The following is a 21747-nucleotide window of genomic DNA, read 5'->3' on the forward strand; positions in this document are numbered from 1 at the left end:
ATTATTCCGAAATATGACAAAGAAAGAAGAAACATACAATGAAGCGGTAGAGAAACTCCGTAAAATTGTGGCCGATATAGAGAACGGTGACCTGGATGTGGATGTCCTTTCAGAAAAGGTGAAAGAGGCTACCCGGCTGATTAAGTTATGCAAGGAGAAACTGTATAAGGTAGACGAAGAAGTCAAAAAGGTATTGGAGGAACTGGAGTAATGCGTAAATATGTATTGATCGTGGCTGGTGGGAAAGGTCTCCGGATGGGAGGCGATCTGCCTAAACAGTTCATTCCGCTGGAAGGTAAACCGATCCTGATGCATACACTGGAAGCCTTCCATCGCTGGGATAATGCGGCAGAATTGCTGCTGGTCCTTCCCGAAGATCACCAGCCTTACTGGAATATGCTTTGCCGGGAGATCGGGTGTAAGGCGCCTCACCGGATAGCGAATGGCGGTGAGACCCGGTTTCATTCCGTTCGGAACGGATTACAATTCCTTTCGGAAGAAATTGGAAATGCATCCGGACGAAATGAAAAAGTCTTGATCGCGGTACATGACGGTGTACGTCCGTTTGTCTCTCCCGAAGTAATCTGTGCCTGTTTTGATGAGGCAGAAAAAAGCGGTGCTGCTATTCCGGTTATGCCGATGATCGACTCGTTGCGTGAAACCGATGAAAACGGTTCGCATCCGGTAGACCGTAGCCGTTATGTAGCTGTACAGACACCGCAGGTTTTTCGCAGTGATATTTTGCTGGAAGCATACGAACAACCGTTCACATCTCTTTTCACGGATGACGCTTCGGTTGTTGAGGCTGCCGGAGTACCGGTCCGGTTGGTAACCGGCAACCGTGAGAATATCAAAATAACGACGCCGTTCGATCTGCTAATAGCACAGGGATTGCTTCTTAATCAGTCTCAAAACAATATTTTCCGGAAGACACCTCCATAACCGCATAACCATCCTGTATCCCGTTGTACTTAACGCCTTTTGCCTGTTTGATGCCGGAGCGGCATTCTTTTACCGTCTTTCCGGAAATAACCGGCAGATAGACTGTGGCACGGCTTCCAACAGGTATTTCAACGTCCATTTTGAACGTATTATTTTGTTTTTCCCAACTCACAGCCGCCTGTCCGAAAGGGGTACGGGTAGAGTAGGAAGCATAGTTGATCGCTTTAGGAGGATAAGGTTTTATGATGATGTGTTTATAGCCGGGTTCCTGTTGGTCGCTATTCAGTCCTGCCATCTTCCTGTAAAACCAGGTAAAGCCGCCACCGAACATCGGGTGGTTGCGCGAGTTGTTGCCGTTCCATTCTTCCCAGGTCGTTGTGGCTCCCTGTGAAATCCACCATCCGTAACCAGGCATATCCTTTTTATTCATTGCTTCATAGGCCAGTTCGTTCATTCCGTTGTCTGCCAATGTCTCAAAAAAGAACTGAGTACCGAAAATACCTGTGTATAAGTGTCCGTTATGGGCGCGCACTTCTTCCCGTACCGTTTCCTGTACATCTTTCTTTACTTCATCCGGAACTCCCATTACCAGAGCGAAGATATTGCTGCCCGAAGGACCATATGTTTTAGTCACCGGATTATAGAAACGTTTGTGGAAAGCCTGCCGTGTTTTCTCTGCCAGAGCGGAGAAAAGGCTTGCATCCTTTTTCTCTCCCAGTGCTGATGCCGCTTTTGCCGTAAGATCGGCACAACGCCAGAGATAGAATGTATGAACCAGGTCTTTCGGAGGAAATCCGTCTGCCGGGCACCATTCTCCCAGGTTGTGCCATTCGCTGACGTTTCCGTTGCTTTTTATCTGCGAAAGCATGATGCCGTCGGAATCTACCCAGGTTTGCATGTACCGGAGCTGTTCTTTCATTCCGGTGTAATTGGCAGCCAGCAAATCTTTATCTGCATTATGCAGATAAAACTCCCACGGCATAATGTTCATAGCTGCTCCCCATGCCACGCCGCCTCCGCAGCCGGGCTGCCAGGGTGCACCGTTCGGAACATAACCGGTCGCTTTATTCTGGGCAAGCAATATGTCTTTGATCCATTTGGTATATAAAGCTGCGGCATCATAGTTGTGCATGACAGTGACGCAAGCCACCTGTCCGTCGCCGGTATAGGCCGAGCGTTCCCGATGGGGACAGTCGCTGATAATACTGCCGTGCGAGTTGTCTGTCAGGCTTCGTCTCCATATCTTATTGATCTGGTTGAAAAGAGGGTTCGAGCATTCGAAATGTCCGGTCGTTTCAATTTCCGTATATACGGCTTCTGCTGTCAGGTTATCCTCCCGGAGTTCACCCGGCCAGTTGATGATCTCCGCTTCCCGGAAAACAAACCAGGTGAAGCGGGCGGCATACGATTCCGGTCCGCCGCCTTTCATTGTGTAAGAGTTTGATCCGTTGGGTGATTCACAGATATAACGTATCTCTACCTTTCTGCCTGCCTCTCCCTGCATATTGTGCAGATGTACCCAGCCGGATATTTCTTCTCCGAAATCGACTTTATAATTTCCGTTTTCCAGTTGTGTGATCTTTTTCGGTTTCAAGACTTCCATTACCTTGTCGGAATGAGACATCTGTGCCTGTAGTTCACCTTCCGGCGCTTTCCGTACGACGGCAGACTCCCATCCGTCAGCTGGTTTGTCCGGCGAACACCAATCCGGCTGTTCCAACCGGGCGTCATAATGTTCTCCCTGGTAAATTCCATCTAAGACAATGGCGCTACGCGATACTTTCCAGGAAGTGTCCGATGTGATGACCTCCTCGCTGCCGTCGGTGTAGCCGATATGTAACTGCGCGATCAGGCGTGGTGATCCGTAGGGCATCGTCCAGCTTAGTGCCGCATTATAGAAGCCGTTACCTAACAGGCAGCCGAGTGCATTTTTACCTTGTTTCAACGCTTCTTTCAGGTCGTAGCAGAGATAGAGTACATTATAGCCTCTGAAATTATCGTCGAGGGTCACACGGGTTACATCCAGGTCGTCCCGTTTCCCATAATTGGTCTGGTTGGGGACCAGAACGTCGTTGCCGACTTTTTCTCCGTTCAGATATAATTCAAAATAACCCAATCCGCTGATATAGATTTTTGCTGAAGCTATTTCTTTGGAAACGGTAAAATCTTTTCGAAAGAGTGGGGCAGGGGGAAGTGTTTTGTCTGCTGATTTTGCCGTGGCTTCTTCGCCTTGCCAGGGGGCACCGATCCATTGTGCTTTCCATTCATCGGCATTCAGCAATCCCATATTCCAGCGGGCAGGTTCACTCCAGTCCGATATTTTTCCGTTGGCATCCCAAACACGGACTTGCCACCAGCATTCCTGTCTCGATTGTAGCGGCTTTCCTTCGTAACGAACCAGAAAGGACTGGCTGCTTTTTTTCTTACCACTGTCCCAAAGGTCGGCCTGTTCCTTTTTCAGTTTATCGGCCGATGAAGCAACCCGTATCTGATAGGCGGTCTGCTGTTGTCCTCGTTCGCCGGGAGCGGCTGTATTGATCCACGACAACCGGGGATGCCGGGCATCTATAACGGAGGGATCGACCAGATATTCACAGGTGAGCCTGACAGGAGTAAGAGTTGCATTTGCTGTCAAAACAAAAAGAAATGACAAAAGAATTGAAATACCGGACTTAAGTTTCATATTGACAAAGTTTAGTTTCACATGGATTAGGACAAATGTATATGATTTTTGTCGATGCTCAAATAGTGAACTTGTACTTGTGTCAGATTTGACAAGAAAATTATCAAAATCCAAAACTATACCGACTGTCGATAGGGCGGCAAGGTTTGTGCTTGTTAATAAAAAGTATCATACAAAATGTATGATAAAAAAGTGTATATTTGTAATTCATAAAACTTATGCAATATGGCTTTTAGTAGTGTAAATCCTTTTCCAATAACAGGTTATATCGGTAAATCATTTTTCTGTGATCGGGAATATGAATTAATGACTTTAAAAAAACAGGTCGAAAATAATATAAATACGACGCTTATCTCTCTGCGAAGATTGGGAAAATCGTCGTTAATACATCGTTTGTTTGAGGATTTGAGAGTTGATAACACTTGTCATTGTATATATGTAGACATATATCCTACACAGAATTTGAAAGAATTTACGGAAAATCTGTCACAAGCCATTTTGCAACAAATTCCGGAACACAAAAGTTTCGGAAAGCGTTTTCTTGATTTGTTGAAGAGATTTCATCCGGTCATTTCGTATGACCCTTTGACTGGGGCACCAGAAGTTAGTTTTGGGTTTACTGAGATGAAAACTACAGAAAAGACACTTACCGGTATATTTCAGTTCTTGGAAAACGAAGCTCAGCAGGCAGTAGTCGCAATTGACGAGTTTCAGCAAGTTGCTAATTATCCGGAGGTAAATACAGAAGCATTACTTCGTTCACGGATACAGAACCTGCAGAAGACACGATTTATTTTTAGTGGAAGTAACAAACATATGATGGCAGAAATATTTAATAGTGCCAAGCGCCCGTTTTTTTCAAGTACACAAATGATGTATTTGAATCCTATTTCGCAGGATGCATATTATACTTTTATAAAAAATAAGTTTGAAGAGGGTGGGAAAAAAATAGATGACGAAGCGATCGGTTTCATTCTCGAATGGACGAGGCTACATACTTATTACACACAGGTTATTTGTAATAACACGTATGCTTTACCGTTAAAAAATATCCGTTTGGAAGATGTCAAGCAGGTTTGCAGTAATCTTTTATTATCTCAGCAAGCCACTTATGTTCAATACCGTCAGTTGTTAAGTCCTGTGCAATGGCAACTTTTGATTGCGATCGCCAAAGAAGGAAAAGTGTATCAGCCTCAGTCTAAGACATTCATACAGAAATATAAGATAGGAACACCTGCTAATTCCAAACGAGCACTCGATGCTTTGCTGGAAAAGGAAATGATTTACCGGGAGGAAGATGTTCGTGATTTATGGTACCAGGTATATGATGTATTTCTGTCCCGCTGGCTTGAATTGACTTTTTGATAGTATGTCTAAATGTTTACCCTTAATGGAGCTGGCGTCAAGACTTGTCAACAAGGGGGTAAATGGGGATAGAAGAATTATCAAAATGTAAAATAAGGCCTCTTGTCAGTGAGTTGTATGAGGGCTTTATAGGGAAGATGAATTTTTACTCGTTTTATTCGTTATAAGTGTATATCATTATTTTTATATTTACTTGATGTGGGTATCTTTATGATTTTATTTATAACGCATATGTAGGGATTGGTAGAATGAATGGTGTTATCTGTGTGAATTTGCTGTTTGGATTTTGTATGTATTATTGCTCTTTCTAGAAAGAAAAACTGTTTTTTAACATGTCTTTGTGCATGAAAAAGAATGCTCTAAAAGCGCTTTTTTCGACTGCAATCAATAAAAAACTCGTTTTAAACGGAGTTCAACTTCATTTAAAACGAAAAAAATTTTGCTTTAAACGGAGTTGAAATTTGTTTTAAGTGAATAGTTGGAATTGATATTGGCTGATTATGTGTTAAATAATGTATTTATTTTCATTCTGTTTTGTCCGTTTTGTGAAAAATGGCGGATATGAAATTTGCGCAAAATGCATTATTCTGATATTTTTTAGGTGAAAAGGATATCTTTTTGATAATAGGGAAATTCTGATTGGTGTTTTAATTTTGAATATACTTGCTGTTAATTTGTGCATTAAATATTTAATTCGGATATTGCAGTTCGAATAACACACAAGTATTGATATGAAAAACGTCATATTACTATTTATCCTTTTCTGTTTGTTCTTTTCCTGTAAAAGTAACAATGAAATTAATTTAAAGATAAAGGAGGCGGAAGAATTGATTCGGACTGAACAGCCGGATAGTGCTTTTGCCTTGTTGGACGGTATTACCAATCCGGAGGTGTTGAGTGATAAGGTATTTGCTCATTTCTGCATGGTTTCTGCCGGTTTATCCGAACAGTTGGGTGAAGACATGCCGTTCGTGCCGCAAATGGAGCGAGCAAATGATTATTACGAAAAGCATGGTTCTCCGGAAGATAAGATGAATAGCTTACTGTATCTGGGGATGGCTTACGAGGGAGAGACCGATTATGAATGGGCGATGAAATCCTATCTGAGCGCGGTAGAGTTGGCGAAAAAAGCAAAAAACTATCGATTAGTGGGGAAACTATATAATAAGATGGCTAAGTTGCATGATTTTGATGATAATTATGAAGAAGCGAAACAGTGTCATTTGTTAAGTGGGGAATATTACCTGAAAGGGAAGGATAGTATAAACTATATTTATTCGATCCGGGATATAGGTAGGATTTATATGCTTAAAGAAGATTATGATGCGGCTTTGAGGTGTCATCAGGATGCCTATCGGTTGGCTTTACCTCTGAATGATTCGTTATTGTTAAGTTCTTTGACGAACCGGTTGGGGAATAATTATGAGAAAATGGGAAACTATGCATTGGCAGAGAAGTTTTTGTTTCAATCGATTGCTTATGATGAGGCAGGTAGTGCACCAACTTATTTGACTTTAGCAGATTTGTATCTCTATCAGAAAAAATACGATAAAACACGAGAATATATTGAAAAGGCAATTTTGAGCAAAACAGCCAAGCGTCCTTTGACCAGTGGTATATTATATCAATCGTATATGTTGGAAAAAGAATTGGGTAATTATAGTCTGGCATTGGATTATTATGAATGTTTTAATCATTTTGCAGATTCTATCATAGAAGTACAATCACAAATAGATTTGAGGAAAGTCGAGAAACGATACAAACATGCAGAAATATTGAATCGGAACGCGGTTTTGGAATTGAGACATTCCCGGATTTTGGGTGTTAGTATTTTATTGGGAGTTTTAATTTTGATAAGTGTTTATGTTTATATTAAAAAGCTTGATAGAGAAAAAGATGAATTAAAAAAGAAACAAGAAGATATAGCGAAGAGTTTGCAGGAAAAAGAATTCGAGGTTCAGGGATTGAGTGGTAAAATCAAAGGAATTCGAAAAGGCATATTGGAAAATACAGGAACATATAAAAAGATCATGCAGAATGCATGTTCGATAGAGGAGGCTAAAAAGAATCCGTTGACGAATGAGGATTGGTTATCGTTGTACGGATCGTTAAAAATAACTTATCCGTTTTTTATGGAAGGATTGGAAAAACAATTTCCGGGTTTGACAGAAGAGGAAAGACATTTTTGTTGTTTGTTGAAATTAGGATTGGATAACCAGCAACTGGCTATCTTTCTGAATATACAATCTACCTCGGTAGATCGCAGGCGTTATCGGATCCGTAAAAAGGGAAAATTGGAAAATACTCAAACTACCCTGGAAGAGCTAATTGCTGCGCTTTAGAGATCTCTTTTAAATAGGTGAAAACGTCCTCTGTACATATATTGTTGTATGTACAGAGGATGTTTATTGTTAGTAGTCAGTCTGTTGTGTGTTTTCTGCGCTAAAGTTACCTGTACATGTGTATGCCGCTTAAAAATTTTTTGCCCTAGTTTTATCCCTCTACTTTTGCCGCAAATTCTAAAACGCAAAAGAAATGAAAAGATGTTTGTTTATTGCGATGTTGCTCTGCGTAACAGTCGCAGGTTCTGCTAAAAGGGAGAAGATCTATTTGGATGATCGTTTTCGTTCTTTAATGCCTCCTATCGAAGCCTATATTGATGGTCAGGTATTAGAGTTCGAGATTGCTGAAGAGTTGAGAACATTGGATATACTGATAGAAGATGTTTCCGGAAATGTAGTTTACCGTTCTACGATAGAAGGTAATAAAGGTATGGTTCCTTTAGAGTTGGATTTAAAGGAAGGGGAATATGTGCTTATTATTAATGGCGAAGAACATATTCTTTTGGGTAATTTTAGTGTAGAATTATGATGTGGCATTAATTATTTTTTTATAAACATTTAAATAATCAAAGAATGAAAAAAGTTTTGTCTTTGCTATTATTGTTGATGATAGTAGCTTCGTGTACAAACGATTTGGACACAATGGAAGGTGTGTCTTTTAATGAACTGGAAAAAGATATTGTATTATTGAATGGTAATTCTTTAACAAAATCTTCCGATGATCAGAGGATTAATATTCTAAAGTTTAAAAATCAATCAGTATTTGATGAAACAATCACCCATTTGAAGAAAATGACGAATGAAGAACGTTTGGAATGGGAACAGGAAATGAATTTTGTTTCTTTAAATTCTATCTATGAGAATGCATTAGAAGAAGTGACTGCGATGGAAGGTACTGCAGAAGAATATAATACTTTCAAGGAAAAGTATCAAGACTGTTTATATTTTCCTGAATATAAAGATGATTATGGAACTTATTTACCTGTAAGCAATGAAGAAGTTGCTTCTGTTTTGAATAAGAACGGTGAAGTTATGATTGGGGAAGATATTGTTAATATGAGAGATATATTTGAATATAGGGACCTTCAATTGACTGGTGATGCTTTATATGATTTAGATATATTCCCTAGATTAAGTAATAAAGACTATATTGGAAATCAATATGATTCAGGATGGAAAGAAGTTGGAAGTCGAAAGTTTAAGTTGAAAGCCGGACGTAGAATTATGGATGTTGGTAAAACAGAAATAGCTTTGCATCTTGAAATTTCATTTAGAAAGAAAGGTGTTTTCGGCTGGATGAATTATAAGGAAACGACTCAAACAACGGGAACTTTTTATCCTTATGCAGGTCCTGCAGGTGGAACATTCTATCAAGAAGAAAGAGGTCGATCTTCGCATGATCACTATATAGAAAGAGGTAGTAGCCTTTTCTGGAAAATTGTAAATAATAAAAAAGTTGGTACACAAATGGGTGGTAATTTTACTGTTAAGTTTGTAGGATTTAATGTGACTCAAAATTATAAATTTGATTTACCTGAAACAGAGTTTTCATAATTAGGTCAAGTATATATGAAATAAGAATACTTTTTAGTGTCTCGTCCTGATTTGGGGTAACTGTGTATTAAAAGAGTCTGGTTACAGGTTGTCTGCAACTGTAAAAAAAGCAGGTACACTTTTATCTGTTTTCTGTAGGATATGCAGCTTTTTTTGTTGATTACGTGACCTATTTTTGTCAAAACAGACAGAAAAAGGTACCGAAGATGTCCGTTTGAGGGCTTTTTACACCTGGGTGTGAAGGGGCGTGCCCCCCGGGTGTAAAAAGGTTTTGCTTTCTATGTTGCTGAAAATAAGAAGTATACCGAGAGAAATCAGACAGCCGATTAGTGATAGTATGATAGATGAAATTGGCATCTATCACGCCTACTACCACTGCTTGTATCTGTTGATTTTTAATCAATAAAAGATAGTTGGTGATAGTATGACAGTTGTTTTCCCAAATAATCCTAAAAAGAAAATAAAGCAGACCGGTTAAGCTTATGCAAAATTTATTTCAGGAAAATTTAAACAGGCTCTTAGTGTTCTTATTTTTTGCTTAATATTTGTGAATCGTTTAATTTTGTAGATGATGAAAAGAATACTGCTTTTAATAGGTTTTGTTTTATCATTATTCACGAGTGCGCAAGCAGCCGATATAGAAGCGCGTACCGGAGTAATGGGTGGTGACGTTTGGGGGCTTCATGCAGGGGCCTATATTAATTTCCCTCAATCGAAGCTATTTTCGATTCAAACAGGATTTTTATTGCATACGGCTAATCAATGGATTGGTAAAAAATCGGATATGTGGGATATTGATGTGAATGTACCGGTTTATGTCTCTTTCCATATTCCGTTGAGTGAGAAAACAAACCTGCGTCTGAATGGTGGTGCGTATGTAGGCACCGGGCATACAATGCAATTGGGGGCAACTGCTGATGTTGGTGTGGAAGTGAAGCGGATGTTTGTTGGGGTAAACTGTTTTCAGAATTGCATTAACACTCAGGAGTTTCTGTTTGGCGTATCTGTAGGTTATAAATTTCATTTGTAGTTAAGAGCTTCTTTTGTAAAAGGGGCTAATAAAATAACAACACTTCGTTTTTTTGATGAAGTGTTGTTATTCATATAATAAGATGAGATTATGAAAAGAATTTGGTTACTATCAGTGTTGATGATTTTGTTGTGTGCAACAGGAAATGCGAAAGGAATAGAGTTGGAGCCTCGTGCCGGTGCCAGTTATTCCAAGGTTTGGGGGCTTCATATGGGTGCGCTGGTCTCTTTTCGGGTATCGGATATATTTTATTTTCAGCCGGGTGCTTTGGTGAATACGGTTAGCGGTGAGTATAATAAACCTGGAGATTGGAATTTTGGTATGGATATACCTTTATATGCCTCCTTTCGGATGTCGGTAGATGGGGCGATGAAGGTTCGTCTGAATGCGGGACCTTTTATTGGGCTTTCTTCACCAGCGAGCCTGGGCACAGCAGTGGAAGGAGGCATTGAGTATCATAAATATTATGTGGGTGTCTCCTGGATGCAGAATTTGATTAATGAAAATTCTGCCCGTTTACATTTCTCTATTGGCTATAAATTTGCATTGTGACCATAAAAATGATAAATTCGCTGTCCAAATAGACAGCTATGCTTGATTTAGACAAACGATCCCTTATGTATCTGCCGGGTGTAGGCCCGAAGAAAGCGGAGATATTACGGAAAGAGGCCGGAATATCTTCGTATGAGGATTTGTTGTTTTATTTTCCGTATAAATATATCGACCGTAGCCGGTTTTATAAGGTTTCCGAAATAACGGGAAATATGCCTTATATCCAACTGAAAGGACGTATTCTGTATTATGACACGGTGGGGGAAGGGCGGACCCGGCGATTGGTGGCTAAATTTACCGATGGCACCGGGACGATCGATCTGGTCTGGTTCAAAGGTCTTAATTATGTGACCGATAAATACAAAACGGGGACAGATTATATTGTTTTCGGCAAACCGACCGAGTTCGGACATATTTATAATATTCCCCATCCCGATATCGATCCGATGGATCAGGCAGACCAGGTGGCAGCCGGCCTGACACCTTTCTATAATACATCGGAAAAAATGAAAAAGTCGTTCCTTAATTCGAGGGCGATACAGAATCTGCAATATACATTACTGAGTTCTTTGAACTGGATATTGCCTGAAACACTTCCGGCAGATGTCCTGTCGCGTATCCGGATGATGCCGTTGAAGGAAGCGATCCGTAATGTCCATTTTCCGGAGTCGACGGAGAAGCTGAGACAGGCACAGTTGCGCTTGAAGTTCGACGAACTGTTTTTTATACAGTTGAATATCCTCCGTACAGCCAGTCTGCGGAAGTTGAAGCTGAAAGGAATCGTATTCCCCACTGTCGGGAATTACTTTAATACATTCTATAAAGATTATCTTCCGTTTGAACTGACCGGTGCACAAAAACGGGTGGTGAAGGAGATCCGTGCCGATATGGGGAGCGGGCGGCAGATGAACCGTCTGTTGCAGGGAGATGTGGGAAGCGGAAAGACGTTGGTCGCTTTACTCTCCATGCTGCTGGCTGTCGATAACCATTGTCAGGCCTGCATGATGGCGCCGACGGAAATACTGGCAACCCAGCATTATGCTACCGTGATGGAATTCCTGAAAGATATGGATATTCGTGTTGCCTTATTGACCGGATCGACGAAAAAGAAGGAGCGTAATAAAATACTTCCGGCCATTGCCAGCGGTGAAATACAGATCGTGATAGGAACGCATGCCCTGATTGAAGAAACTGTGGTATTCTCTTCACTCGGGTTGGCTATTATTGACGAACAACATCGTTTCGGTGTGGAACAACGTTCACGCCTCTGGAAAAAGAATGCAGTTGTCCCTCACGTATTGGTGATGACGGCTACTCCTATTCCCCGGACACTTGCCATGACTTTGTATGGTGATCTGGACGTTTCCGTTATTGATGAGTTACCCCCCGGTCGCAAGCCTATCCAGACAGTGCACCGTTACGATAATAAAAAAGCCCAGTTATATGATTTTCTGCGTAAGGAAATCCAGTTGGGGCGCCAGGTGTATGTTGTTTACCCGCTGATTGAAGGAAGTGAGAAGCTGGATTATAAAAATCTGGAAGACGGTTTCGAAACATTTAAAGAGGTGTTTCCCGAATATAAGGTTTGCATGGTGCATGGGAAGATGAAAGCGGCGGACAAGGAAACTGAAATGCAGAAATTTATTACCGGCGAAGCGCAGATATTGATGGCAACAACTGTTATCGAGGTAGGGGTGAATGTTCCGAATGCCTCTGTGATGGTGATTGAAAGTGCCGAACGTTTCGGTCTGTCACAATTACACCAGTTGCGCGGCAGGGTAGGACGTGGTGCGGAACAATCCTATTGTATCCTGGTCTCTTCTTATAAGCTGAGCAACGATACCCGTAAGCGTCTGGAGATAATGGTGAACAGCAATAACGGTTTTGAGATTGCAGAAGCCGACCTGCACCTTCGCGGACATGGAGATCTGGAAGGAACCCAGCAAAGCGGGGAAGGGCTTGACCTGAAGATTGCGAACCTGGCTGCTGACGGGCAGATATTGCAATATGCGCGGGATATCGCACAGGAAGTCTTGGACAAAGACCCCGAATTACTGTCCGAACCCAACCGGATTTTGAACGAAAGGTTAAAAACACTCTTTACCCGGAAGATAAACTGGAGTATGATTAGCTAATATGTTGTGAAACATGTTTTCGTGTAAGTGTTTGTGTCTCAGAAAGAATAGTGCGTCGTTTTGAATTTCTTCACTTTCATTGCGGAAATTTTTCCGGATTGAATTTTGTCAACTTGCTCAAAATAACGAACTTTGGTCGATTTGTAAAAAATAGGGTCTGTTTCACAGCTTATTTTACTTCTGGATTCCATTTCGAAAAATGATAAAAATGAAAATAAGAGCACTACTTTTTATTTGTTGTACTTCCTTTATGGTTTCGGCTGTATCAGCTCAGAAACAAACAGGGACAGATACTCCAAAAGAAACTATACATATAGTAAAAATGGATAAACGCGTATCCGAACTGATGGCTGACCGTGTTACCATCCGTAAAGATATGGGTTTGAAAGAACTGGCAGAGATCAATGCAAGAGTTGATGAATCTCTTGCTGCCAATGAAGCCCTTCTGTTTCCTGCAGATGAATTGTACGGATCGAACTGGGACACCCGTTGGGTAGATCCTTTCCGTGGAGGTGCTAAAGTTGAAATGCCGGATTCCTGCGCTATAGATTGTTCAACATTTATTCTTCCTATCGATACAATGACGCGCGTTACCTCTAAATATGGTCCCCGTCGTCGTCGTATGCATAAAGGAATAGACCTGAAGGTTCAGGTAGGCGATACGATCCGTGCAGCATTTGACGGAAAGGTACGTATCCGTAATTTCGAACGTCGCGGATATGGAAATTACCTGGTGGTTCGCCATCCGAACGGACTTGAAACAGTTTACGGTCACTTATCCAAATCACTTGTTGATGTAAACGACATTGTTCGTGCAGGCGATCCGATCGCATTAGGAGGAAACACCGGACGTTCTACCGGTTCTCATCTTCATTTCGAAACCCGCTTCCTGGGACAGGCTATCAATCCGGCCGACATTATTGATTTCGAAAACTCAGTTCCTCATCAGGATGTTTATGTATTCCATAATATAAAGATTAACGGGCGTAAGAGTAATATTTATACTTCTTCAAGTGACCAGATGGTTTATCACCGTGTGAAATCGGGTGATACACTGGGTAAGATTGCCCGCATGTATGGCACGACAGTTAATGAGCTTTGCCGTTTGAATGGCATCAAGAGTACTTCTATGCTTCGTTTAGGTCAGTCAATCCGTTGTAGTGCCGGAAAAGAAGCGACTGTAGCAGCTAAATCTGCAACCAAAAAGACAAATACGCAAACTGTAGCAAAAGCGGTTAAGACTACAACTGTAGAAGCTGCCACTCCGGTTGCCTCTCTGACTGGAAATGTCAGTGCTGATCAGGAAGCAACACCTGTTTACCACCGCATTAAGAGTGGTGATACCTTGGGTGCTCTGGCTGCTAAATACGGAACAACAGTTGGCAAGTTGTGCGAAATGAATGGTATATCCAAAACTACTGTTTTGAAACTGGGTCGTTCCATCCGCTGTAAATAAGTTATTTTTAAGATAAAGGCAAGGCGCAGATGGAAACTTCATCTGTGCCTTTGTTGTTTTTTTACTATCTTTGCGGCATAATATATTTAGTATATGGCTGATACGAAAGAGCAATTCGAGAAAGTGATCTCCCAATGCCGGGAGTTGTTCGAAAAGAAGTTGAAAGATTACGGTCCCTCCTGGCGGATTATGCGTCCCCTGTCTGTGACCGACCAGATATTTATTAAGGCAAACCGTATCCGCAGCCTCGAGATAAAAGGGGTGAGCATGGTGGACGAAGGGATACGTCCGGAGTTTGTTGCGATCGTTAATTACGGAGTGATCGGACTGATCCAGTTGGCAAAAGGTTTTTCGGATACGACCGATATGACGAATGAGGAAGCGCTGGCATTGTACGATAAGTACATAACGGAAACCAAAGAGTTGATGTATGCCAAGAACCATGATTACGATGAAGCCTGGCGCAGCATGCGTATCAGTTCCTATACCGATCTGATCCTGATGAAGATCTACCGTACCAAACAGATAGAAAGCCATGGTGGCAAGACGATCGTATCGGAAGGTGTGGATGCCAATTATATGGATATGATTAATTACGCCCTGTTCGGTTTGATCAAACTCGAATATGGCGAAGAATAATATATGAACTATAAAGAGACTGCAATAAAGATACTGACAGAGTGCAGCCGTCTGCTGATCGGGGTCGTGTTTATCTTCTCCGGTTTTGTAAAGGCGGTCGATCCGATGGGAGGCGCAATTAAGATAGGCGACTATCTGACTTCTTTCGGGTTGGATATGTTGCAGCCTTTTACTGTCCTGGCATCTTTTGCCCTTTCGGCTGCCGAGTTTGCCATGGGTGTTTGTATGTTGTTAGGGGTATACCGCCGCTACAACTCTTTCCTTGTTTTACTTTTTATGGCATTCATGACGCCGCTGACGTTGTATCTTGCGATATTCAATCCGGTTTCCGACTGCGGTTGTTTCGGGGATGCAGTCGTTATTACGAATTGGGAGACGTTTTTTAAGAACCTGGTTCTTTCGGCTGCTGCTATTATGGTGTTCATGAACTGCGGTAAGATGTTCCAGTGTTTTACTTACAAGGTTTACTGGTTCGTGGCGTTGTTCTCTTACTTTTTCTGCATTGGGTTTGCTTACTGGAATTACAATCATTTACCGGTCATGGATTTTCGTCCGTATAAGATCGGGGCTAATATCCCTTCTTTAATGGCAATACCCGATGGCGCTCCCGAAGATGAGTATAAATATACTTTTGTCTATGAGAAAGATGGCGTACAGAAAGAATTTTCTTTGGAAAACTATCCGCAAAATGACAGTACCTGGACATTTGTTGAGTCGAAGACCGAACTGATAAAGAAAGGGTATGAACCTCCTGTGGCTTCTTTTAATATCTATAACGCCGAAGGAGATGATGTCACCGATGAGATATTACATAATCCGCAACCGGTTCTGCTGTTGATCGCTCCGAAACTGGAAAAGGCGGATGATGAACAGATTGACGAGATAAACGGAGTGTACGATTATGCGCTGGAATATGAAATGCCTTTCTATTGTGTGACCGGTTCCTCTCCTGAAATGATCGATGAATGGAGCGACAATACCGGTGCCGAATATCCGTTCCGTATGGCCGACGAGGTATTATTGAAGACGATCATCCGTTCTAACCCGGGGCTGGTACTGCTGAAAGACGGTACTGTGATGGGCAAATGGCATTATAACGATATCCCGGACGAGGAACATGTAAAGGCTGAGATCGAAGATCATTTGAACCTGAGTGAAACAAAAGAAAAAGAAGATGGCTGGCTTATTACCATTTTATTGACTTTTACCGTACCTTTGCTGCTCGTTTGGGTATATGACTTTTTCCGATTCCGCCGGAGACGGAAAGAGAAGGCTGAATAAAAGATTTTATTGTATTTATATATTTAATTAATTAAATCATGAGAAAGAATATTGTTGCAGGAAACTGGAAGATGAACACAACTCTTCAGGAAGGTCTGGAATTGGCAAAAGGATTAAATGAAGCCCTGAAAGGCAAAGCTATCAACTGTGATGTAATCATCGGTACTCCGTTCACTCACCTGGCAAGCATCGCTGCTGCTATCGATACTGATAAAATCGGTGTAGCTGCTGAAAACTGTGCTGACAAAGAAAAAGGTGCTTACACCGGTGAAGTTTCTGCTGCTATGGTTGCTTCTACAGGTGCTAAATATGTGATCCTGGGTCACTCTGAAAGACGTGCTTACTATCATGAAACTCCGGAGATTCTGAAAACTAAAGTTCAGTTGGCTCTGGCTAACGGTCTGACTCCGATCTTCTGTATCGGTGAGGTTCTGGAAGAAAGAGAAGCCGGCAAACACTTCGAAGTGGTAGACGCTCAGATCAAAGAATCTTTGTTCGACCTTTCTGCTGAAGATTTCGGTAAGATCGTTCTGGCTTACGAACCGGTTTGGGCTATCGGTACAGGCAAGACTGCTTCTGCTGAACAGGCTGAAGAAATCCATGCTCATATCCGTGCTACACTGGCTGCAAAATATGGCAACACAGTGGCTGACGACTGCACAATCTTGTATGGTGGTAGTGCTAATGCCGGTAACGCAAAAGAATTGTTCTCTAAACCGAACGTAGACGGTGGTCTGATCGGTGGTGCTTCTCTGGCTGTTGATAAATTCATGCCGATCGTTGAAGCATTTTAATGACATTATCCTGTAGGGAAAGGGCAAACGCTCTTTCCCTCCCGATTTGAACATAAAAATAAATCACAATGAAGAATTCCCCTTGTATCACTTTCTTATTCATGTTACTGGTTTGTGTGACCGGGGCGTCAGCACAAATGAGTGTCGATGGATCGGCACAGACGATTTTTGACGACCTGCAAACATCGAAGCCCGGTAAAGGCGAGGTGATTGTCAATCAGCCGGAGGCCCTTCGTAAAATGGTGGGAGTACGCCTGTATGGTGATAATGTAGAGAAGACGGATAGTACTGCCTTCCTGAAGATACAGGGATTCCGGACACAGGTGTTTTCCGGAAATAGCCAACGTAAGTCGAAAGATGAAGCGTTCGAAAAAGAAAAGAAGATCAAGGAACTTTTCCCTGATGTCCCGACTTATGTCAGCTATACCGCACCGTTTTGGAAACTGCGTGTAGGTGATTTCCGTTCACACGAAGAAGCATATCATATGCAACGCCTGTTGATGACAGCTTTCCCTTCGTTCGGAAAAGAAATGTATATTGTCCGGGAAGAAGTAAAAATTCCATTGAATTAACTAAGAAAATAAGAAACTTGTCCCCGTGCCTGACACGGATAATTATAGAAATGACAAAAGAAATAGACGACAAGACCTTGGCGGCACGCGAAGAACTGGCCGGCCATTACAAACAAATATTAGGCCTGCTGGGCGAAGATGCCGAACGTGAAGGTCTGATCAAAACGCCGGAACGTGTAGCAAAAGCTATGCAGTTTTTAACCAAAGGATACAACGAAGATCCTGCAAAGGTACTTGCTTCCGCTATGTTTCAGGAAGAGGACTACAAGCAGATGGTTATTGTAAAAGATATTGATTTCTTTTCGCTGTGTGAACATCATATGCTTCCGTTCTTCGGAAAGGCCCATGTCGCTTATATTCCCAAGAAATATATTACGGGTCTGAGCAAGATTCCCCGGGTAGTGGATATCTTTGCCCGCCGCCTGCAAATCCAGGAACGCCTGACTATGCAGATCAAGGACTGCATCCAGCAAACATTGGACCCTCTGGGTGTCATGGTGGTGATCGAAGCACAGCACATGTGCATGCAGATGCGTGGCGTGGAGAAACAGAATTCCCTGACGACAACTTCCGACTTTACAGGTTTCTTCCAGCAGGCTAAGACGCGTGAGGAATTTATGAACCTGATCAAGAATAACCGGTAGGATTTGCGGTGACCGTACGGGATTATACGGTCACCTGATTGTTTAAGGACGTAGCACGTCTGTGAACACAGCCTTTTGATTGGTGAATTTTAATCCGTTCCCATCCTGGTATGTTCCGAATTCCGAGATGATGGCACCATTGTCGCCTGCACGAAGGAAATGAGGAGACAAGAGTTCCTTCAGCGGAAGTATATCGCCGACTTTCATATAAGTGAAGTTGGAGACAGTGATAGCCTCTTTCTGACTTTCAGGCAATGCCGGAGGATTGGGGGTAGGATCACCGATCCCGAAATTATAAGCCGATCCGTTGCGTACCATCCATGATTCGAATTTAGCCGGATACTCAGGGGTTGCCACATGACGGTGTTCCGGGATCATTTGTCCGGGTAACAGATATATTTCGTGTCCGAAATGGCGGTTAACCGGGTCGTTAACCCAAAATACGCCGGCCATACCGGCATGTTCGAAATCTCCTAAGCCGAAATCGGATATCCACATGTTCTCCTTCATAAAGTCTGTAAAGGGAACTCCATAAAATTCAAACATTTCGAGATAGGCTTTCAGGGCGACTTCGCCGTTGAACTTTCCGTCTACATAAAAATCTGCATTTGTGTACTTTTTGGTGAATACCTTTTCTTTTGTCTGTACCATGTTGTCTTTACTTTTGTTTGTTTCGCATCCGGTGAATCCGCCTAACAACAGGGCGGATAACAGAATGGATGCGGTAAGTTGTTTTGCATTCATTGTTGGTTCATTTATTTGTTTGTACTATTCAGGGAAGCAATACTGTCGGCAAGTGCCTTGAAGTTGTCGAGGACTTTCCGGTAGGTTGCCTGATGACGGGGATCGGGCCTGAACCGCTGTTGTTCCTGATGCAGGGTGTCGATCTTTTCATAACTATTCCAAAGACCTGTACCTTTCAGGGCGAGTGCCGCAGCACCCAACGAAGCCGCCTCCTGCCCGATGTTTGTCTTTTGGATTTCCAGTTCGTAGATGTCGGCAAAGAGCTGCATCCAAAAATCACTTTTTGTGCCACCGCCGACAAATAACATCTCAGAGAATGAGGCGTGATATTTCCGGAACAGATCCAGTGCGATACGAAGATTCAAGGCGATACCTTCCATGGTTGCACGAATCAGGTCGGCACGGGTATTCCCCAATCTCAGTCCGGTAAAGGCTCCTGTCATATCCGGGCTGGGCTCGATGCTTGAACCACCAGCCAGGCTTGGGTTGAAGAGCAGGCCATTCGCACCCGGAGCCGAAGTCTCTGCCAGTTTGTTCATGGCTATATAGGCGTCTTCTCCACCTTGTTCTTCGGCCGATAACAGATCGGGACAGATCGTATTTCGTACCCATTGCAGGCTACTCCCTGCCGAGAATATGCAGGTGGCGGAGGCATACATTCCTTTGATGACGTGTGTAAAGACATAAGGCTTTTTGTCAAAGTCGAGCACCGGATTTTCGGATACCAGGGCGATCCAGGCAGAAGATCCCAGCGAGGTATAAATACGGGAAGGCTTGATCCCTTTGCTTCCCAGGGCCATACAAGAGTTGTCCACACCGCCGCAGATAACCCTGACATGTTCCGGCAATCCGGTTTCGAGAGAGGCTTCGGGAGTAATTGTCCCGACGATAGCGTCTGAGTCCAGTATTTCCGGGAATATATCCGGGCGGATGCCGGATGCCTGTACATATTCCTCTTTGTAGTTCCAGGTTTTCAAGTCGAAAACTCCGCTTCCGGAGGCATACGAATAGTCGGTGCAAAGGCGACCGGTAAACCGGTAGTTACAGTAGTCTTTTGTTCCGATTATTTTGTCTGTAACCTCATATTGTTCCGGGAAATGTTTCTTGTACCACATGATCTTGAAGACCGAATAACATTCCGGCGGGAAACCGTTGCCGGTTGTCTCATACCATTCTTTATAATCGATCCGGTTGAAGAACGTTTCGGCTTCGCTACTGGCCCGGCGATCGGACCAGATAGGGGTGGCAACCTGCAACAGGCTACCGTCTTTGCCGATTGGAACGACGCCCAGGCTGTGTCCGGAGATGGCAAGGGCGGTTATTTTATTTTTATCGATCTTAGTCTTATCCAGCAGGTGCCGGGTGGAACGGATGATAGCCTGCCACCAGTCTTCGGGTGCCTGTTCCTGCCAGCCAGGTTGCGGGTAGACAGTCGGATAGGGGATAAAGACGGAATGTAGAGCCTCTCCGTTGCGATTGAAAAGAGAGGCTTTTATTCCCCCTGTTCCCAGATCATAGGATATTACTTTTTCATTCATGTGTTTCCCTGTTTATACATTCTTCCATGATGCTGAGGGCTGATTTATAGCCAATACCGAAACGGCTGACGCCCATTTGATACATTTCCAGCAACGTGTCGAGCGTGCGGACGCCTCCCGCCACTTTTAATTTGATGGCGTCGCCGACGGTCTCTTTGATCAGATCGATATGATGGAGCGTAGTTGCTCCCGCCCAGCCGGTTCCGGTTTTAATGTAATCCGCCCCGGCTTTCAGGATGATGGAGGAAGCTGTTTTTATCTCTTCATCGGTGAGGAGGACGACTTCCATGATTACTTTTAAAGGAAGAGGGGAAACGGCAGCTTTGATCTCCCGGATTTCGTCTTCTATATCGTTCAACATGCCGGACTTTAGTTTGCCGATATTCAGAACCATGTCGATTTCGTTGCAGCCAGCCTCTTTCAGTTCTTTAGCCTGGAACAGCTTGCTTGCCGTAGTCTCTCCGCCGGAAGGGAAACCGACAACACCTCCGATTCCGATCTGCGGATGGTCTTTCAGTTTCTCAAAAACGAGCAGAAGCATGCTGGGCATGGGGAAGACGCAGATGAAGTTGTGTTTTATAGCTCCGTCGATGATGTCTTCCACGTCCTGGCGGGTGGAATCTGCACGTACGGCACTAATATCGATCAGACGTGCGATTTCCCGGGAGGAAATGATAGGATTGTGAGTGCTCATGATTATAAACTTGTGTAACCGCCGTCAACAATTAAATCTGTCCCTGTTGTGTAGCGTGCGGCATCGCTTAACAGGTATAAATAGGCTCCGATAAGGTCTTCCGGCACACCGAGGCGGCCAGCCGGGATTTTCGATATCCATCCTTCGTGCATGTCCTTCATCTCTGCAACCAGCTCAGTTGCCATATATCCTGGACTGACGCAGTTGACGCGTATATTATACTTGGCCCATTCGACTGCCAGTGCTTTTGTCAGCAGAAGCACGCCACCCTTAGAGGCACAATAGTTGGCTATTGTCTGTGGGGTGTTGATGATATGGGCGGACATGGAGGCCGTGTTTACGATACTGCCGGCTTTCCCTTCTTTTATCATCTGGCGGGCTGCGGCCTGGGCTGTCAGAAAGACGCCGTTCAGATTGATGTCGACAACTTTCTTGAAGTCTTTGGATGAAATTTCCTCTGCTGCATAAGTGTTTGCTATTCCGGCATTGTTGATGGCAAAGTCGATGCTGCCGTACTTTTTGATAAATGTGTCCATCATTTGTCCTACATCTTCTGCATCCGTCACATCGCAGCGGATGGCGATGGTGTGGGCTGAGTAACGGGCGGCCAGTTCTTTGGCTGTCTTTTCCGCCTCTGCAATATCTATGTCGACAATAGCGATAGAGGCGCCCATTTCTGTGAATGCATCGGCAAGGCATTTTCCAATACCGCGTGCGGCTCCGGTGATAAAGCCTTTTTTCCCTTTCAGGCTGAATAAATCGAGTGTACTCATGGTTGTGTG

The 21747-nt window shown here is 43.2% G+C and carries 20 protein-coding genes; 15 read left to right on the forward strand and 5 right to left on the reverse strand.

Annotated features, from left to right (window positions below; translation table 11 throughout):
* The first annotated feature begins 13 nt into the window (after positions 1-13).
* Together xseB and C825_RS03940 are read left to right on the forward strand one after the other, a co-directional pair.
* Positions 14-211 carry an exodeoxyribonuclease VII small subunit gene (gene xseB / locus C825_RS03935; protein WP_007655765.1) on the forward strand — a complete coding sequence of 66 codons (198 nt, stop codon included), beginning with the start codon at positions 14-16 and terminating at the stop codon, positions 209-211.
* Entirely contained in the window at positions 211-942 is a 732-nt protein-coding gene (locus C825_RS03940) for a 2-C-methyl-D-erythritol 4-phosphate cytidylyltransferase (RefSeq protein ID WP_010801477.1), read from the forward strand. The genes xseB and C825_RS03940 overlap by 1 nt, the downstream gene beginning before the upstream one ends.
* Here C825_RS03940 and C825_RS03945 read toward each other — a convergent pair.
* Positions 899-3625 carry a family 78 glycoside hydrolase catalytic domain gene (locus tag C825_RS03945; protein ID WP_010801478.1) on the reverse strand — a complete coding sequence of 909 codons (2727 nt, stop codon included), beginning with the start codon at positions 3623-3625 and terminating at the stop codon, positions 899-901. The two genes, C825_RS03940 and C825_RS03945, sit on opposite strands and share 44 nt — an antisense overlap.
* A gap of 225 nt (positions 3626-3850) precedes the next feature.
* On the opposite strand from C825_RS03945, the gene C825_RS03950 reads away from it, so the two are divergent.
* The 13 genes from C825_RS03950 (at position 3851) to folE (ending at position 17989) form a co-directional block, all read left to right on the forward strand.
* A complete protein-coding gene (locus tag C825_RS03950; RefSeq protein WP_010801479.1) occupies positions 3851-4990 on the forward strand; it encodes an AAA family ATPase in 1140 nt (379 codons plus the stop codon).
* Between the two features lie 731 nt (positions 4991-5721).
* A complete protein-coding gene (locus C825_RS03955; protein WP_010801480.1) occupies positions 5722-7332 on the forward strand; it encodes a tetratricopeptide repeat protein in 1611 nt (536 codons plus the stop codon).
* A 193-nt stretch (positions 7333-7525) separates the two neighbouring features.
* A complete protein-coding gene (locus tag C825_RS03960; protein ID WP_010801481.1) occupies positions 7526-7861 on the forward strand; it encodes a DUF3244 domain-containing protein in 336 nt (111 codons plus the stop codon).
* Between the two features lie 44 nt (positions 7862-7905).
* Positions 7906-8886, forward strand: a complete 981-nt coding sequence (locus C825_RS03965) for a DUF4848 domain-containing protein (RefSeq protein WP_010801482.1) — start codon at positions 7906-7908, stop codon at positions 8884-8886.
* Positions 8887-9454: 568 nt separating this feature from the next.
* Positions 9455-9916, forward strand: coding sequence for a hypothetical protein (locus C825_RS03970; RefSeq protein ID WP_228100124.1), 462 nt, complete (start codon positions 9455-9457; stop codon positions 9914-9916).
* A gap of 90 nt (positions 9917-10006) precedes the next feature.
* Positions 10007-10468, forward strand: coding sequence for a porin family protein (locus C825_RS03975; protein WP_010801484.1), 462 nt, complete (start codon positions 10007-10009; stop codon positions 10466-10468).
* A gap of 38 nt (positions 10469-10506) precedes the next feature.
* Positions 10507-12603, forward strand: coding sequence for an ATP-dependent DNA helicase RecG (gene recG / locus C825_RS03980; RefSeq protein ID WP_007655756.1), 2097 nt, complete (start codon positions 10507-10509; stop codon positions 12601-12603).
* Positions 12604-12811: 208 nt separating this feature from the next.
* Positions 12812-14059, forward strand: a complete 1248-nt coding sequence (locus C825_RS03985) for a M23 family metallopeptidase (protein WP_007655755.1) — start codon at positions 12812-12814, stop codon at positions 14057-14059.
* Between the two features lie 93 nt (positions 14060-14152).
* Positions 14153-14698 carry a DUF1599 domain-containing protein gene (locus tag C825_RS03990; RefSeq protein WP_007655754.1) on the forward strand — a complete coding sequence of 182 codons (546 nt, stop codon included), beginning with the start codon at positions 14153-14155 and terminating at the stop codon, positions 14696-14698.
* A 3-nt stretch (positions 14699-14701) separates the two neighbouring features.
* A complete protein-coding gene (locus C825_RS03995; protein WP_010801485.1) occupies positions 14702-15979 on the forward strand; it encodes a BT_3928 family protein in 1278 nt (425 codons plus the stop codon).
* Between the two features lie 38 nt (positions 15980-16017).
* Positions 16018-16773, forward strand: a complete 756-nt coding sequence (gene tpiA, locus C825_RS04000; protein WP_007655752.1) for a triose-phosphate isomerase — start codon at positions 16018-16020, stop codon at positions 16771-16773.
* A 68-nt stretch (positions 16774-16841) separates the two neighbouring features.
* Positions 16842-17345 carry an SPOR domain-containing protein gene (locus C825_RS04005; protein ID WP_010801486.1) on the forward strand — a complete coding sequence of 168 codons (504 nt, stop codon included), beginning with the start codon at positions 16842-16844 and terminating at the stop codon, positions 17343-17345.
* Positions 17346-17395: 50 nt separating this feature from the next.
* Complete coding sequence (gene folE / locus C825_RS04010) at positions 17396-17989, forward strand: GTP cyclohydrolase I FolE (RefSeq protein WP_010801487.1); 594 nt, start codon at positions 17396-17398, stop codon at positions 17987-17989.
* A 42-nt stretch (positions 17990-18031) separates the two neighbouring features.
* Here folE and C825_RS04015 read toward each other — a convergent pair whose 3' ends face one another.
* The 4 genes from C825_RS04015 to C825_RS04030 are packed head-to-tail and all read right to left on the reverse strand — an operon-like array spanning position 18032 to position 21738.
* A complete protein-coding gene (locus tag C825_RS04015; RefSeq protein ID WP_010801488.1) occupies positions 18032-18733 on the reverse strand; it encodes a cupin domain-containing protein in 702 nt (233 codons plus the stop codon).
* Between the two features lie 11 nt (positions 18734-18744).
* A complete protein-coding gene (locus C825_RS04020; protein ID WP_010801489.1) occupies positions 18745-20271 on the reverse strand; it encodes a xylulokinase in 1527 nt (508 codons plus the stop codon).
* Positions 20264-20965 (reverse strand): deoxyribose-phosphate aldolase, encoded by a 702-nt coding sequence (deoC, locus tag C825_RS04025; RefSeq protein WP_010801490.1) that lies wholly within the window; start codon positions 20963-20965, stop codon positions 20264-20266. Before deoC ends, C825_RS04020 begins: the two co-directional genes overlap by 8 nt.
* Before the next feature lie 2 nt (positions 20966-20967).
* A complete protein-coding gene (locus C825_RS04030; RefSeq protein WP_010801491.1) occupies positions 20968-21738 on the reverse strand; it encodes an SDR family oxidoreductase in 771 nt (256 codons plus the stop codon).
* Positions 21739-21747 lie beyond the last annotated feature (9 nt).

The sequence above is a fragment of the Parabacteroides sp. ASF519 genome (assembly GCF_000364265.2).
Taxonomy (GTDB): domain Bacteria; phylum Bacteroidota; class Bacteroidia; order Bacteroidales; family Tannerellaceae; genus Parabacteroides; species Parabacteroides goldsteinii.